Raw genomic sequence first — 15761 nt, forward strand, 5'->3', positions numbered from 1 at the left:
TAGCCGTTCGTGAGGCGCAAGCCGAACGGGCGGCGCTGTAACCGTTAGGCTCCCCCTCTCCGCGGGAGAGGGGGCCGGGGGTGAGGCCCTACACCGAGGCGAACATGGGCTCGGCGTCTTTGCTTGGCAGTGCCGTTTTGCCCATCAGGAACTTGTCGACCTGCCGGGCGGCTTCGCGGCCTTCCGAAATAGCCCACACCACCAACGACTGGCCCCGACGCATGTCGCCGGCGGCAAACACGCGGGCTACGCTGGTTTGGAAAGATTTTTCGGTAGCCTGCACGTTGCCGCGGCCATCGAGGGCCACGCCGAACTGCAGTAGCATGCCGTTGGCTTGCGGATGCAGGAAGCCCATGGCCAGGAAAATACGCTGGCAGGGTACTTCGCGCTCCGAGCCTTCTATTTCCTGAAACTTCATGGGGCGGCCTAGCACGTCGGTTTCCCACGTTACTTCGCTGATGAGGAGCGCGCGCAGCTTGCCGTTTTCGTCGGCCAGAAACTCCTTGGTATTGATGCCCCAATAGCGCTGGCAGCCTTCTTCGTGCGAAGACGTGGTTTTGAGCACCATTGGGTAATTGGGCCAGGGCATATGCTCGGTGCGCTCTTTAGGCGGTTGGGCCAGCAACTCGAACTGCGTGACGGAAGTTGCGCCCTGCCGATTGGAGGTGCCTACGCAGTCAGAACCGGTATCGCCGCCCCCAATCACTATCACATCCTGACCAGTTACGGTAATAGGCTCCTGCTCCACGGCACGGGCGCTAACGCGCTTGTTTTGCTGCTTCAAAAAGTCCATGGCGAAATGAATGCCGGGCAATTCGCGGCCGGGCAGGGGCAAGTCGCGCGGAATGGTAGAGCCGCCGGTTAGCACCACGGCGTCAAATTCGCGCAGCAGCGCGTCGGCGGGCAGGTCTTTGCCTATTTCGGTGTTGCAGCGGAATACCACGCCTTCTTCCTCCATCAAGCTAATGCGGCGTTCCACCACCCACTTTTCCAGCTTGAAATCCGGAATACCGTACCGTAGCAGCCCGCCCGGCATATCATCACGCTCAAATACCGTGACGGTGTGCCCCGCTTTATTGAGCTGCGCCGCGGCCGCCAAGCCAGCCGGTCCCGAGCCGACCACAGCCACCGTTTTGCCCGACTTCAGCAGCGGCGCCGAAGGCCGTACCAAACCTTTCTGAAACGCCGTTTCAATAATGTGCTTCTCGATTTCCTCGATGGCTACCGGCGGCCGGTTGATGCCCAACACGCAAGCCGACTCGCAAGGCGCCGGACAAATCCGGCCGGTGAATTCGGGGAAGTTATTTGTGGAAATCAGCACGCGGTAGGCTTCTTCCCAATCCTGCCGGTATACCGCGTCGTTGAACTCTGGAATGATGTTACCAAGCGGACAGCCCGAGTGGCAAAACGGCACTCCGCAGTCCATACATCGGGCGGCTTGGTGGTTGAGTTGCTCGGGCGAATACAGCCCAACAAACTCCTTATAGTTAGTAATACGCTCCTGCGGGGCCACCTTGGCCGGTAGCTCCCGGTCGAATTGTTTGAAGCCGGTAACGTGTCCCATGACGTATGTTTAAAGATGTAGAGACGCGACCCTCGGCTTTGCCGACCTTCAGTTCGCGTCTGCTCGTTGCTGACGTTGTGTTTACAAATGAATTACTCTGTGCGTTCAACTGCCAGACGCGAAGTGTCACGGCTCCACAGTTGGCCGGGAAATAAGCTACTGCACCGCCACCTTTTGCGCTGCTTGCAGCACCCGCTTGTACTCGATGGGGAATACCTTGACGAACTTGCTGGCTTCGGTAGCCCAATTATCGAGCAGGAAAGTGGCCCGACGACTCTGCGTAAGCTGCACGTGGCGCTGCAACAGGGCTTGAATCGCTTTTTCGTCTTCTTCCTCTAAGCCTTCTAAGTCCACCATTTCCTGGTTGCAATTCACGGGGAATGTACCGTGTGGGTCATACACCCAAGCAATGCCGCCGCTCATACCGGCCGCGAAGTTGCGGCCCGTTTCGCCTAGAATCAGGGCGCGGCCGCCGGTCATATACTCGCAGCCATGGTCACCGATGCCTTCCACGACGGCCGTGGCCCCGGAGTTGCGCACCGCAAACCGCTCCCCGGCCTGACCCCGCACGAACAGCTCGCCGGAAGTGGCGCCGTACAGCGCCACGTTGCCGATGATGATGTTCTGATCGGGCTCGAAGCGGCTGTCAGCTGCCGGGAAGATGGCCAAACGGGCGCCTGAAAGCCCTTTGCCCACGTAGTCGTTGGCTTCGCCTTCCAAACTGAACGACAGGCCATTGGCGCAGAACGCGCCGAAGCTTTGACCGGCCGAACCACGGAAGCTGAAGTTGAGCGTGTTGTCGGGGAGGCCGGGCGCGCCGTAGCGCTTGCACACCTCGTTGGAGAGCAGCGCCCCAATGGTGCGGTCGGTGTTCTGGACTTCGAATTCACCGAAAACCGGAGTAGCTTCTTCTAAAGCGGGTTGGGCAGCGGCCAGCAGTTGCCAGTCCAGCACGTTGGTGAGGCCATGGTCCTGGTCTTCGCTGTGGTAAGCCGTGGTGCCAGCCGCGGCAGGAGCCGGGTGTAGCATGCCGCTCAAATCAACATGCTTGGCTTTCCAATGCAGCAAGTCCTCGCGCACTTTCAGGAACTGCGCCTTACCAATCATTTCGTGCACCGTCCGGAAACCAAGCTGCGCCATGATTTCGCGCAGGTCTTCGGCCAGGAACTGGAACAGGGCCACAATGTGCTCCGGTTGCCCGCTAAACAGCTTGCGCAGCTCCGCATCTTGGGTAGCAACCCCCACCGGGCAGGTGTTGAGGTGGCATTTGCGCATCATGATGCAGCCGCCAGCCACCAGCGCAGCCGTGGCCACGCCCCATTCCTCGGCGCCGAGCAGGGCCGCTACGGCCAAATCTTTGCCGGTTTTCAACTGCCCGTCGGTCTGCAATACTACGCGGCTGCGTAGGCCGTTGCGGACCAGCGTTTGGTGGGCTTCGGCCAAACCAAGTTCCCACGGCAAGCCCGCGTGCTTGATCGAGCTAAGCGGCGAGGCGCCCGTGCCGCCGTCGTAGCCGGCAATCAGAATCACGTCGGCGTGGGCTTTGGCTACGCCGGCCGCAATGGTGCCCACGCCCGCCTTGCTTACCAGCTTCACGTTGATGCGGGCGGCGCGGTTGGCGTTTTTTAGGTCGAAGATGAGCTGTGCCAAGTCTTCAATCGAGTAGATGTCGTGGTGGGGTGGGGGCGAGATGAGGCCCACACCCGGCGTAGCGTGGCGTACACGCGCAATCCATTCATCCACTTTATGGCCGGGCAGCTGCCCACCTTCGCCGGGCTTGGCACCTTGGGCCATCTTGATTTGCAGCTCGTCGGCGTTGGTGAGGTAGTTGGCCGTTACGCCGAAACGGGCCGAGGCTACTTGTTTGATGGCCGAGCGCATGGAGTCGCCGTTGGCCATTTTCTCGTAGCGCAACGGGTCTTCGCCGCCTTCACCGGTGTTGCTTTTGCCGCCGATGCGGTTCATGGCAATAGCCAGCGTGCTGTGCGCCTCGTGCGAAATCGAGCCAAACGACATAGCGCCGGTGGCAAACCGCTTCATGATGCCCGCAGCCGGTTCCACTTCTTCCAGCGGCACCGGCTCGCGGTGGCGGGCAAAGCCGAGCAGGCCCCGCAGCGTAAATAGCTTGTCGGCCTGCTCGTTCACGAGGCTGGCGTACTGCTGGTAGGTGGTGTAGTTGTTGGTGCGGGTGGCTAGCTGTAGCAGGTGTACCGTTTGCGGGTTGAACAGGTGCGCTTCGCCGCGGCGCTTCCACTGGTAGAGGCCGCCTTCGGGCAACAGCGGCACATCGGCCTTTTCGTCGCCGAAGCCCTTGAAGTGCTTGTACAGCGTTTCCCGCGCAAGTTCATCGAGCCCAAGGCCCCCGATGCGCGTTACGGCCCCGGTGAAGTACCGGTTTACCACGCTTTGGTTGATGCCGAGAATCTCGAACACCTGCGCCCCGTGGTACGACTGCAGAGTGGAGATACCCATCTTCGAGAAGATTTTCAGCAACCCATCGCACACCGCCTTCAGGTAATTCTTGGTCAGCGTAGCATAGTCCAACGCCGTTTCCAGCTTGCCTGCTTCGAGCATGGTGCGCAAGCTAGCCAAAGCCAGATACGGGTTGATGGCCGTGGCCCCAAAGGCCAGCAGCGTGGCGAAATGGTGTACCTCCCACACGTCGCCCGCTTCTGCCACTAGTCCTACCTCGCCGCGCAAGCCCTTCTTCACCAGATGGTGATGCACCGCCGATACTGCCAGCAACGACGGAATCGGTGCGTGCTCGGAGTCGATGGCCCGGTCTGAGAGAATCAGTACTTCAAACTTGTCGTGCACTGCATCTTCGGCGTAGCGACAAAGACGCTCCAGCCCGTTTTGCAAAGAGCCCGGCTGCCCGTCGGCCTTGAAGTAGGTTTGTAGGGTTTTGGCATGAAAATGCCCCGTGTCGATGCTACGTAGCTTTTCCAGCTCGTGATTGGCAAGTACTGGCTGACGCAGGGCCACGCAGTGGCAGTGCATCTTGTTCTCATCGAAGGTGTTGCCGTTGTTGCCGATAAACGTGGCTAGGCTCATCACCAGCCGCTCCCGAATCGGGTCGATGGGAGGGTTGGTGACTTGCGCGAAGAATTGCTTGAAGTAGCTGGCTATGTGCTGCGGCTGGTCGGAAAGTACGGCCAGCGGCACATCAGTGCCCATCGACCCAATGGGTTCCTTGCCGTCCAAGGCCATCGGCTTCAGAATGGTTTCCAGGTCTTCGCGGCTGTAGCCAAACACCTGCTGGTACTTGAACACCGAATCGGCGGCCAGGTCCGTGAACACCTGCCGGGGCTCGGGTAGCTCTTCCAACCGAATCTTGTAGTTCTCCAACCACTGCCCGTAGGGCTGTCGGCCCGCCAAATCGGCTTTAATTTCCTCGTCGGTGATGATTTGGCCAGCCACCGTGTCCACCAGGAACATCTTGCCGGGTTGCAGACGGCCTTTCTGCAGCACGGTTTTCTCGGGAATAGCCAGTACGCCCGCTTCCGAGGCCATAATTACGCGGCCATCGTCGGTGATGACGTAGCGCAACGGGCGTAGTCCATTCCGGTCCAGCATGGCCCCGATAATGCGGCCGTCGGTGAAGGTGAGGGCGGCGGGACCGTCCCAAGGTGCCATAAACGTAGCGTGGAATTCGTAGAAGGCTTTCTTAAGCGAATCCATCTGGTCGTTACCGTCCCACGCCTCGGGCACCAGCATCATCATTACGTGCGGCAAGGAGCGGCCCGAATGCGTTAGCACCTCGATAATATTGTCGAGGCAAGCTGAATCCGACTGCCCATCATCGATAACCGGCAGCAGCATCTCCATTTCCTCGGCCGTGAAGTACGGCGAAGCATAGGAGCGCAGCCCCGAGTAAAACCAGTTCAGGTTGCCGGTCAGCGTGTTGATTTCGCCGTTGTGGGCCAGCATCCGGAACGGTTGCGCCAGCTTCCACGAGGGAAACGTATTCGTAGAAAAGCGTGAATGCACCATCCCAAAAGCCGATTTCACCCGCTCATCACTCAAATCGGGGAAGTAGCCGCGTACCTGCATCGAGGTCAGCTGGCCCTTATACACGATAACGCGGCTGGAAAGCGAGGCGAAGTAAAAGTCGCTGGCGTCGTCCTTGAGCGTTTCCTTGGCAGTTTTGGCAATCAGGCGGCGTAAGACGAACAATTTGCGCTCGAAATCTTCGCCTGCCGCCATGCCGGTCGGTTTGGCGACAAACACCTGCTCCATATCCGGCTCGGCCGCCAGCGCTGTGCCGCCGATACCGGTCGAATTTACGGGCACTTTGCGGTAGCCGAGCACCCGCAACCCGAGCCGCTCGGCGGCTTTGTTGATGAGGGTGTGGCAGGCGGCTTTGGCTGCAATCCGTTTGGGTAGAAATACCATGCCTACGCCGTAGTAGCCGGGCTCGGGGAGGTGCGTATCCAGCGCCAAACATTCTTCCATGAAGAACTCATGGGGAATTTGAAGCAAAATACCAGCCCCGTCGCCGGAATCAGCGTCGCAGCCGCAGGCGCCGCGGTGTTCCATATTCTCCAGAATGGTCAACGCATCCGGGATGGTCTGGTGCGAGCGGCGGCCGTGAATGCTGGTGACAAAGCCCGTGCCGCAGGAGTCGTGCTCGAACTCGGGGCGGTAGAGGCCCGTAGGTTGGCCAGGAGCGAAAGTTTCCATGATGGTGTAGAGGATGTGGAGCGGTAGTACCGGCGGCTGCGGCTGCCGTGAGACAAGAGCATCACAGCTAACTTGTACAGCCAATGGCAAACACAGCGCAAACGGAATCTACAATAACAAAAAGAAAGCTCCGACCTAAAAAAGGGTCGGAGCTTGCCATGTTATTTCTAAAGCTCATCAAGAGGGTATAAAACCGCCTTAATAGCGTTTAAATCAAGTATTTTTGTTGTGAGAACAGGCGCTATATAATTATTTCTAAGAACTGTCCTAGAGCTTCTCTAGAACGATACTGCTCGCGCCGCCGCCCCCATTGCAGATACCAGCTACGCCAATCTTGCCGCCTTCGTTATGGAGCACGTTCACCAGGGTAGTTATGATGCGTGCGCCGGAAGCCCCAAGTGGGTGCCCCAACGATACGGCCCCGCCGTACACGTTCACCTTGGTGCCCTCCAAGCTCAGTAGTTTGTTGTTAGCCAACGATACCACCGAAAACGCCTCGTTGATTTCATAGAAATCCACATCCTTGGCCTCCAGACCCGCGTGTTTCAACGCCTTAGGAATGGCCAGCGCCGGGGAAGTCGTGAACCATTCGGGCGCCTGCTCGGCATCAGCAAACCCGCGGATACGGGCTAAAGGCTTCACGCCTAGCTGTTCGGCCTTCTCGCGGCTCATGAGCAGCACGGCGGCCGCGCCATCGTTGAGGGTAGAAGCATTGGCCGCCGTCACCGTACCGCCTTCCTTCAGGAAAGCCGGCTTAAGGCCCGGCACCTTAGCGAAATCAACCTTTAGGTACTCCTCATCATCCTCAATCACTGTGACTTTGCCGCGGCTCTCGACGCTCACGGGCACGATTTCGTCTTTTTTCTTGCCGGCTTTGGCTGCTTTGGCGCTGCGGGTGTACGATTCGATGGCAAATTCATCCTGCATCTCACGGGTGAATCCCATTTCCTTGGCTGTATTTTCGGCCGCGTTGCCCATGGCGTAGTCGTGGTACGGGTCCCAAAGGCCATCGCGCACGAGGCCGTCAATCATCTGGCCGTGCCCGTATTTAGCCCCGAAACGAGCTTTATCGAGGTAATACGGTACGTTGCTCATGCTCTCCATGCCGCCCGCCAGCACCACTTCCGACTGCCCCAACATGATGGCCTGCGCCCCGAACATGATGGCCTTCGTACCCGAAGCGCATACCTTATTAACGGTTGTGCACTCCACCGTATCGGGCAAACCAGCTTTCCTGGCCGCCTGCCGGGCCGGCGCCTGGCCCAGGTTGGCTGAAATAACGTTGCCCATAATCACCTGATCTACTTCACTCGGGTCAACGCCGGCTTTTTCCAGCGCGCCCTTCAGCGCAACGGCGCCAAGCTCCGTAGCCGACAACGAAGACAAACTACCGCCAAACGAGCCAATCGGGGTACGAACCGCCGCTACTATCACTACTTCTTTGATTTGCATAAACTGAGGGGTGGGAATTGGTTGAAACGTGGGGTAAAGGTAAGAGCTTCGCGGAGTGAATGAGTGGGGTGAACCTTCTGCTGGCGCTACTTGCGCGATTAGAACGTCCAACTCGCTCAGTCGCTCACTCATTCATTCACCACCTACCACGTGGGCTTACCCGATTCGGGCTTGCGCGTGCTTTTGCGTGGTAGCTGCTGCAAATACTGCTGTTCCGCCGCATCTAGGGCCTGTAGCAGCTGCCGTGCCTGTCCGCTGCTGATGTTCATTTGCTGCAAGCGCGCCCGTTGAGTCTGTAGTTGCGCCTCATCCAGCGTTGCGGCATCGGTACCCGCCCGGTTGCTGACCCCTGAGTTGGCCTCAGGTCCCGTTTCACTATCGCTCAGCCCGAGGGTAGAACCGGGTTTGGAGCCCTGCGCCACATTCCGCTCCGCTCCCTCACCCGGCTGGAAGCCGCCATTAGCCGAGCTGCCCGCTGCTCCCGACGGTCGGTTCGGGTCGCGCAGGCCATTTTGGTCGGGGCGGGATTGAGGCGAGTTACGCGGCTCGTTTGGTTGATTAGGGTCGTTGAGTTCACCTTGCTGGTCCTGGCCGGGGCGGGGTGGGGGCTGATTAGCTGGTTCTTGTTGGTTGTCGCGCTTATTTTCAGTGGTAGGCGGAGCGCTAGCCGTGGCCGGAGGCGGTACGGTAGGATCGTCGCGGCGGCGACGCAAATAGTCGCTAATCAACTCGTAGTTGTAACGGGCTACCGTATTAGCCGGATTGGCTAGCAGCGACTCGCGCAAGAGGCGCAAAGCCTGCGCATATTCGCCTTTCTCGGCGGCCAGTACGCCTAACTGCTGCCGAGCTATGCTGCGCACCTGCGGTTGCTGGCTGGTAAGCAGCCGTCCGTACGCGGCCCGGGCGGTAGCCGACTGCTTGGCTCGGGTGCAGGCATGGCCCCAATTCAGAACCACCGCCTCATCGGTAGCTCCTAGCTTTTCCACGGCTTCCCGGTAGAAAGTAGCCGCTACCAAGTAGTTGCCGCCCTGGTAGGCCGCTTGCGCTTTTTGCACCGCCTCGTTGCGGTTATGAATGGTACTCAAGCCACCCCAACCGCCAAGTAAGGCCAAGAAGAAAAGTAAAATACCGGTTTTCATGGTCTGATTACCCGTACCGTCAATAAAATATCCAGGGCCAGCAGCGCCAGCGCCAAAGCCAGCGGATAGCGGTAGCGGTTATCGGCCACTGCCACGGAGCGTACCTGCTCGGTTTGCCCTTCCAGCCGGTTGAGCGCATTCACCAACAACGGAAACTCATCCCGCCGTTCCGATAACTCGAAATAGCGGCCGCCGGTTTGCTCCGCCAGCCGTTGTAGCGGCGCCGGCGTCAGGCGGCTCACTGCGTCGCGGCCGCGGGCGTCGCGCAGGTAGCCCCCTTTGGGCCGTGGCAGTCGACTGCCTTCCAGTGTACCCACCCCCAAGGAGAAAAGCCGTATGCCCGAGCGGGCCATCACCCGCAGGGTAGGCTCCAGGTTTTCGCCAAAGTCTTCGCCGTCGCTCACTAACACAATAGCGGTAGCGCGGGGCGTAGCCGTGGACGGTAGCTTACTGAGGCGGTCGAGAACCAGTTCTAAAGGCGGAGTAAAATCGGTGGCGCCAACTGGCAGCAAGCTGGTTTGAAGCGTGCCGAGAAATAGCTGCAAGGCACTCTGATCGTAGGTGAGCGGACATTGCACATACGCATCGGCCCCAAATACCACGAGCCCAATCCGGTCGGCTTGAAAGCGGCTGATGAGGGTAGCTAATTCGGCTTTTACCTTTTGCAGGCGGCTAGGGGCTATATCAGGGGCATCCATAGAGCGTGACAAGTCGACAAGTAACCACACATCCTTGCCTGTGGTCCGCACTGGCCGCTGCGTAACACCATACGCGGGGCCTAATAAGGCAGCCCCAAACAGGCCAAAATAGCCTAAACGTAGTAAGAGCTTCCAACTCAACCGCCAGCCTCGTTGCCCCAGCGGCGCTGCCAGCCGCCGCGTCCGCAACGCAAAGCCGATGTATAACATAAAAAAAATACCTAGCGCCAACGCTTCCGGCCACGCTATAGGATAAGCCCAGTTTAGCACGTAATTGGGAAAGGCAACAAAATGAGAATCACAAAGAAACGAGTTTCAAGCTTCGAGTAAGATGGCAAATATAAGGTCTTACCCCGGGAGGGCTTTCCCAATGTAAACGGGTGCGCAAGCAAGAAATTTTTCTGCTAAACGGGTTATTTATCTATTTGCCTTGTATATTTGCGCACTCTTCAGCCGGAAGGGGATAGAAACAGAGAGATGGGTGAGTGGCTTAAACCAGTAGTTTGCTAAACTGCCGTAGCTCTAAAGGCTACCGGGGGTTCGAATCCCCCTCTCTCTACTTTTCGATTGTTGAAGTACGAGTGCTGAAGGTTACCTAACCATCACCCAACCTTCAACACTCGTACTTCAATTTTTTTCGGGGTGTAGCGTAGCCCGGTATCGCGCCTGCTTTGGGAGCAGGAGGCCGCAAGTTCGAATCTTGCCACCCCGACAGAAGTAACCCAGCCGCTGGGCCGGAGCCCATGGCTTCTGACCCCGTAGCTCAGTTGGATAGAGCAGCTGCCTTCTAAGCAGCCGGTCATTGGTTCGAATCCAATCGGGGCCACTCTCATTATCAACCACTTAGCGTAATTGCTGAGTGGTTTTTTTATGTCCGGGGCTAACAGTGGGGCTAACAACTACGCTGTTGCTATACTCTAAGCCTCGTTTCGTATCTTCGAACTACCAACCCGGAATAGTTGCCAGCTTGCCTCGGTAGGACAAAGGCCTGCCCTCATCATTGATGGGAGCGGGCCTTTTGCGTTGGCTACATCTGTACTTCTCTTTCCGAAGATGCTAAAGGTACTCCAGTATCAATAATCTCAATCTTGGCATTGATAGCGACAATGGGCCGGCTCTGCTCATTGTCTTGTTTGTAAGCCCCAGCGATTCGAGCCAACTTATCTAACGCAGCATCTGGATCTCGTAGCTCAACTGCAAAGCCGTGCTGTGTTGGCTTGATGGACTTCGCTAGGTCGAGTACGCCACGGCGCTTTGCTTTCATCAGGTCAAGTTCTAGAATCTTTTTAGTCTCCGGTGGTCCATCAATTACCCGAAAGGCAAGATGATCCTTCTCCAGCTGCAACTGGTAATTTAGAATCTCAACCTGACGTTGCTTTACCCACTGCTTATGCTGCTCCAACTCTTTGGCCTGGTCTTCTTCGCTGGTATCTAGCACTGGCCAGGAGCGAATCATCAATTCGTGCTGATACTTGATGCTCTGTTCTACAGCGGCAATAGCTGCTGTTAGGGGCTGCTGAATCTTGGTGGGACTGGTTACTTTACGAATGCTGTAGAAGTCATCGAGCGTTGCCCGGCTAACCCGGTCCCATCGGGCGGCTATTTCTTCAGTAGTAGGCGCCGTGTCGTGCAGCCGCTCTCCCAGGGCTTTGCGGACCTTCGCGTTTCGCAAGCAATTGTGTGCCTCAACAGCTGCGCCGGCTTTGTTGTAGCCGGCCGCGATAGCAGCTTTACGGCCGCTCATGTTGGGCTCCAGACATAGGGCGTCGACGAAAGCACGTTGCTTCGGGGTTAGCTGGTCGTAAGCGGATAATTCGGGTTCTGCTGCCATACTGCTAAACTCCAATCAAACTGAGCCATTGACAAGCAATAGGCACTGGAACCGTCGCGGAGTGGGGGCAAAGCGTCACGTAATAATGAAGACAGCCCTAACCAGTTAGGCTAGGGCTGTCAGTACTATTTGCCCTAAAATAGGGCAATCTAGGGCAAGCATGTTATCCGTTCCGGTCCCGAAGGGCCCCTAAAATAGGGGAATTTAGGGGTTCTTACAGATCAGCTCGACTCTGATTGATGGCCACCTTGTTCTGTTTCTCCCGTAGCTCTGACAGCTGCAGCGTCGGCGAGGGCAGCGCTTTAGCGGCTGCATAGAATCCAGGTACTAGCGTATCAGCCATGCGGCCTGCTAGCTTTTCGGCTAAGGCGTCATAGTCAATACTGCCTTGCCCGCGGTTGCTCATTGCTGACATATAGCTAGGATCAAACCGCACGATACCACCCTCGGCATAACGAGCCATGGTAGCAGCGGGCATTGGGTCTTTATAGCCAAAGGATTTGCCGCCGCCTTGCACATTCAGGTAAGACAGCAGTGGGCCAAATTTGCGTACAGCCTGAGCCGTCATGATAGCCTCCCCATTTGAGAGGCAAGCAGGAATCAAATCGTCCTTATCACCGCCTGGGCCTTGCACTAGACCACCATCGGCAAAGGCCAGCACTTTTGCTGTCGCAAAGGCGGCCTTGGCAATGGCAATGCCGGAAAGGATAGTAGCCTGTGAAACCCCAGCAATACCCCCTGTAGGAATGTTGAGTGGGTTAGCAGCTGCGTTTTTAGCAATAGCCGAAAGCTCTAGTGCCAGGTTGATAGCAATTTCAGCTAGAGCCGCGGTTTTCTTGATGGCTAACGCTGCTTGGCCCGCTGCGTTTTCTTTGCCAAATGCTTCGATAACCAAATCAGCTGCTTCGCCAGCCGTAGCTGCGACAGCTAAGCGGGCTTGCTGTTCTTGCTGGTAGATAGCTTCCTTATCACTTTTAGCTTTGTCAGCAGCGGCCACTTCGCGTTGGCTTTGGGCTTCTACTTCCGCTGTAGTGCTGCGACCGTAATCCGTTAGCGTGACGATACGTGTCTCTTGACCAGCCCTTTCAATGGCCGCTAAGGCCGCTTCGTGCTGTGCCTTGGTTAGCTGCCCATCGGCATATTGTTGATTGACTAACGTTCGCTGTTGGGCTAGGTGTGTTTCGAGACTAGCTAGTGCTTGTTGAAATTCTAGATCCGCCTGTGACTTAGTAGCCTCAGCACGCAACCTATCTTCCTGCGCGGCCCGCTGCTCTGCCGATTGCCGCTGATCAATGCCGGCTATACTAGCTGCCAGCTCGGCTTGAATAGCCTGGGCCTGCAATAAGAATTGCTCCTGACTGCCTTCTCGAGCCCTGGCCAGCTGCGCGGCAATAGCCGTTTGCTGACTTTCAGCGGCTAGTTCCCGGAGCTTCTGCAAGTGGTCCCGCTCGAGCTGCTCGATATCACTACGGTACTTTACCTCTACGGCCTTCTTGGCGTCAGTGCTGAGCTTCTTGTCAGCAAGCTCCAGTTCGCGCTGCTTTGCTAATTTCTGAGCTAATAAGGCTACTTCCTCATCTGACCCAGTCGCCACCGTAAGCAGTCGAGCATCAATTACGGCTTGCTGCAAGGCAATCTGATCCTTGATGCGTTGCAGTTCCGCAGCCTCAGCTTTTTCAGCTAGCTCCTTCAGTTTGTCCTGCCCTTCCTTGGCCAGCTGGTAGCGGTTCGTGATGAGCTCGTTTTGCTTGCCGGCCGCATCTTCCCGGATATCGGCTAGCTCGTTTTCCGCCTCTTTCAACTCTTGAAACTGTTCGCGGCTCACCTTGCCACGGCCGCCGGCCAAGGCTATTTCTCCTTTTAGAATTTCGATGCGGCGGCTGGCTAGGTCTGCCAAGGTAGATTCGCGCTGCTGCTCGACTTTGAAAGCGTCCTCATTGGCTTTACGCCGCACCCCGAGCGTATTGAACTCATTGTCCCTGACGTTTTTAAGCCGTTCCACTTCGTTGAGCAGCCGCTTATTGGTGTCAATGTTATCATCGGTAGCCCGGTCAAGTTCACGCTGCAGCACGGCTAGCCGTTCCCCTTCTTTGGCCGCTACGCTCAGCACATTACCGAAAGCTTTGGCTTTGGCCGTGGCGTCAGTTATGCCGGTACCAGCCTGAATAAAGCCGTCTGCTATCTTGCCAGGATCTAAATCCAGAATACCATTCACGATTACCCCAAAGGCCTTTAGCCGGTTGAGCAGGTTGTTGCCAATGAAATCAACCAAATCAGAAAAGGCCTTCTTTGGATCATCTGCCGCGGCAAATAGATCGTCACCGAAATCAGTCACCAGGTTGGACAGCACACTGAATACTCCATTAAGCGCGCCTAGTTTCTTGCTCAGGAAGTCAGCACCGGCCTGTGTCTTGGTCAGAAAGGAGAACACGGCTGCCAGGCCTGCTACGACGGCTACCAACGGAATAGCCAGCATCGCTATGCGCAGCACATTCGAGGCAGTAGCAGTGCCACCAAGGGCCAACTTAGCCAGCCCTTGGGCCTGGGTATAGCGTTCCTGCAAACCCGTAACCCTGCCCACGGTTCCGCCTAGTATCTCACTGCCCTTAGCCGCTTCAATCAGTGCACTGCCGAAGCTTTGGGTAGCTGGAGCAGCTTCGTCCACTGCTTTGTTGGCCGCGGCAAGCTTGAAGCCGATTTGCGTATACGCCTCGGACGTTTCACCGGCAGTCTCGACAATGCGGGCCTGCTCTTCTTCCAGCTTGACCAGGTTCTCAATTGCTGGCTTGATACTCTTGGCGTAGTTGGAGATAGTCTTCTGCGCCTGATCGTAGGTTTGTCCGGATTGCGCTGCGGCGCGCTGGGCAGCATTCTGAAAACCAATTTGCCGCTGCTGGTTTTCGGCTAGCTCTTTACTGCCCACAGCTAAGTTTTTCTCCTGCGCCTGCAGCTTCACCAGTTCCTGAATCAGGGGCTGGATAGCTCCTTTGTAGTTGCCCACTGAGCGGCGGAAGTCGTTTACCTTTTCCTCGGTACCAGATATTTCCAGGCTTAGCGCTTTGGTGCGCTCCTGCAGGGCCCTGCCTTCCTCGGAGCTTTCCCGCTGCTCTTTGCTCAGCGCATTATAGGCCGCGGTGGTGAGGGCTAGTTCAGCTCGTAGCTGATCATTACTGCCCGCGGCGCTGGCCTGGACCTTCGTCAGATTGTCGAGTGTCTTGCTAGCTGCAGCTTGCTCCTTGGTCTGAGCCCGCAGCTTCTCCGATAGCTGCTGCGCTTGTACGCCGTACTCGGCTTCAGTAATTGCACCTGCTTTGAGTTCAGCCGTTAGCTCTTTCTGGGAAGCTCTGGTAGCGGCTATTGCCGTGGTTAGTCCGGCTTGTTTAGCCCGCACTGCATCAGATTCCTGCTTCAGTTGCTCGGCGTTTAATTTAACCTCAAAAAGGACGCGTTCTGTGGAGTCCTGTGCCATGTAAATAGGGGGTTGAATGTGAAGTGTTATGCTTCTATTCCACATGCCGCAGCATTCTCCGCAGCTGCACAGTGGTAAGGTGTAGTTCCCGGGCTGTCTCACCACGCGCCCGAGCCCGGCTCCAACTCGGATTGATAGCCAGCAGCTCGGCTACCCTGCGACTGGCTTTCATGCACTCGCTAATAGGGTAGGCTTTGGCTTTCGGGGGCTCGGGCGTGTGATTTATATAGTCCAGTATCTGGCGCCGCTCCTGTGGTGGTAGCTCTGCTAGGGCGTACCGCAGGTTAAGAGCATGTAATTGCCAACAGTGGCAGAGTAGCGTTTCCAAGGCAGCGCAGGGTACTGGCTACTTAATAGATTTCGGAAAGCCAGCCAGCAGGTCCTTTTGCTCCAGTTCAGGAATGACGCGGCTGTAAATTGCTTGAGCATCTACCCTCATTAATGGCTGATCCATCTGAGCAGGACCAGTGAGGTTGTAAAAAGACGATAGGGATCTAACTAGGTTATCCAGTGGCCAAGTATGTAGCCCTAAAGCGCGCATAACTTTCCTCGCCTGTTCGAACTGTTCAGATACGGTTTGGAAGTAGTCTAATACCTTTTGTTTGTCTTCGCCCCATACCATGGTGCGGCTGTCAATCACAGCTGCTAAATCCAGTTTAGCAAAGCCCGCAAATTGCTCGAAGCTGAGTAAATATTGATCGGGTAAGCGCTCAACACTAGTGTAAGCAAAGCGCAAGTTCTTTAAGCTGGCCTCCAACTGCTCAACATCTTCATAACCGGCCAGATCAACCGTAGCGGCGGTTTCCTGCCGTAGCTTCTGCCGGCCGGTTTCGGTGCGCAGAATATCCCAGCGCATCTTCAGGCCGACATCAGCCTTTAGTAGTTCATCAGCAATGCGCAGCCGAATTATGCGCTTATGCGCCTC

9 protein-coding genes and 3 tRNA genes are annotated in these 15761 nt (G+C 56.8%); 3 read left to right on the plus strand and 9 right to left on the minus strand.

From position 1 onward, the window contains the following. Positions 1-88: 88 nt before the first annotated feature. The 5 genes from VF639_RS05050 to VF639_RS05070 all read right to left on the minus strand — a co-directional run bounded on the left by VF639_RS05050 (position 89) and on the right by VF639_RS05070 (position 9746). Complete coding sequence (locus VF639_RS05050; protein ID WP_331144796.1) at positions 89-1564, minus strand: glutamate synthase subunit beta; 1476 nt, start codon at positions 1562-1564, stop codon at positions 89-91. Positions 1565-1720: 156 nt separating this feature from the next. Then, positions 1721-6247 (minus strand): glutamate synthase large subunit, encoded by a 4527-nt coding sequence (gene gltB / locus VF639_RS05055; protein ID WP_331144797.1) that lies wholly within the window; start codon positions 6245-6247, stop codon positions 1721-1723. Between the two features lie 267 nt (positions 6248-6514). Further along, the gene (locus tag VF639_RS05060) at positions 6515-7699 is read right to left on the minus strand and encodes an acetyl-CoA C-acyltransferase (RefSeq protein ID WP_331144798.1); all 1185 of its coding nucleotides are present in this window, start codon (positions 7697-7699) and stop codon (positions 6515-6517) included. Between the two features lie 143 nt (positions 7700-7842). Further along, positions 7843-8838 (minus strand): tetratricopeptide repeat protein, encoded by a 996-nt coding sequence (locus VF639_RS05065; protein ID WP_331144799.1) that lies wholly within the window; start codon positions 8836-8838, stop codon positions 7843-7845. Further along, positions 8835-9746 (minus strand): VWA domain-containing protein, encoded by a 912-nt coding sequence (locus VF639_RS05070; RefSeq protein WP_331144800.1) that lies wholly within the window; start codon positions 9744-9746, stop codon positions 8835-8837. The genes VF639_RS05065 and VF639_RS05070 overlap by 4 nt, the downstream gene beginning before the upstream one ends. A gap of 261 nt (positions 9747-10007) precedes the next feature. Here VF639_RS05070 and VF639_RS05075 point away from each other — a divergent pair. From VF639_RS05075 to VF639_RS05085, 3 genes are all read left to right on the plus strand, one after another. Further along, positions 10008-10095, plus strand: a tRNA-Ser gene (locus VF639_RS05075). A gap of 79 nt (positions 10096-10174) precedes the next feature. Then, positions 10175-10248: transfer RNA gene (locus VF639_RS05080), tRNA-Pro, on the plus strand. Positions 10249-10288: 40 nt separating this feature from the next. Next, positions 10289-10362 (plus strand) — tRNA-Arg (locus VF639_RS05085). A gap of 201 nt (positions 10363-10563) precedes the next feature. Here the strand turns inward: VF639_RS05085 and VF639_RS05090 are convergent. The 4 genes from VF639_RS05090 to VF639_RS05105 form a co-directional block, all read right to left on the minus strand. After that, the gene (locus VF639_RS05090; RefSeq protein WP_331144801.1) at positions 10564-11367 is read right to left on the minus strand and encodes a terminase small subunit; all 804 of its coding nucleotides are present in this window, start codon (positions 11365-11367) and stop codon (positions 10564-10566) included. 214 nt (positions 11368-11581) lie between these two features. Then, positions 11582-14836 (minus strand): coiled-coil domain-containing protein, encoded by a 3255-nt coding sequence (locus VF639_RS05095; protein WP_331144802.1) that lies wholly within the window; start codon positions 14834-14836, stop codon positions 11582-11584. A gap of 34 nt (positions 14837-14870) precedes the next feature. Beyond that, on the minus strand, positions 14871-15164 hold the full coding sequence (locus VF639_RS05100) for a hypothetical protein (protein ID WP_331144803.1): 294 nt from the start codon (positions 15162-15164) through the stop codon (positions 14871-14873). A gap of 18 nt (positions 15165-15182) precedes the next feature. Beyond that, the coding region (locus VF639_RS05105; RefSeq protein WP_331144804.1) for a hypothetical protein at positions 15183-15761 on the minus strand (579 nt) is incomplete at its 5' end.

It is taken from the genome of Hymenobacter sp., assembly GCF_036387835.1.
In the GTDB taxonomy this organism is placed as follows: domain Bacteria; phylum Bacteroidota; class Bacteroidia; order Cytophagales; family Hymenobacteraceae; genus Hymenobacter.

Bases quoted from the DNA above. Each gene is read 5' to 3' on its own strand.
- VF639_RS05060 (WP_331144798.1), bottom strand. From the start codon at position 7,699: ATGCAAATCAAAGAAGTAGTGATAGTAGCGGCGGTTCGTACCCCGATT.
- VF639_RS05090 (WP_331144801.1), bottom strand. From the start codon at position 11,367: ATGGCAGCAGAACCCGAATTATCCGCTTACGACCAGCTAACCCCGAAG.
- VF639_RS05095 (WP_331144802.1), bottom strand. From the start codon at position 14,836: ATGGCACAGGACTCCACAGAACGCGTCCTTTTTGAGGTTAAATTAAAC.
- VF639_RS05065 (WP_331144799.1), bottom strand. From the start codon at position 8,838: ATGAAAACCGGTATTTTACTTTTCTTCTTGGCCTTACTTGGCGGTTGG.
- gltB (WP_331144797.1), bottom strand. From the start codon at position 6,247: ATGGAAACTTTCGCTCCTGGCCAACCTACGGGCCTCTACCGCCCCGAG.
- VF639_RS05050 (WP_331144796.1), bottom strand. From the start codon at position 1,564: ATGGGACACGTTACCGGCTTCAAACAATTCGACCGGGAGCTACCGGCC.
- VF639_RS05070 (WP_331144800.1), bottom strand. From the start codon at position 9,746: ATGTTATACATCGGCTTTGCGTTGCGGACGCGGCGGCTGGCAGCGCCG.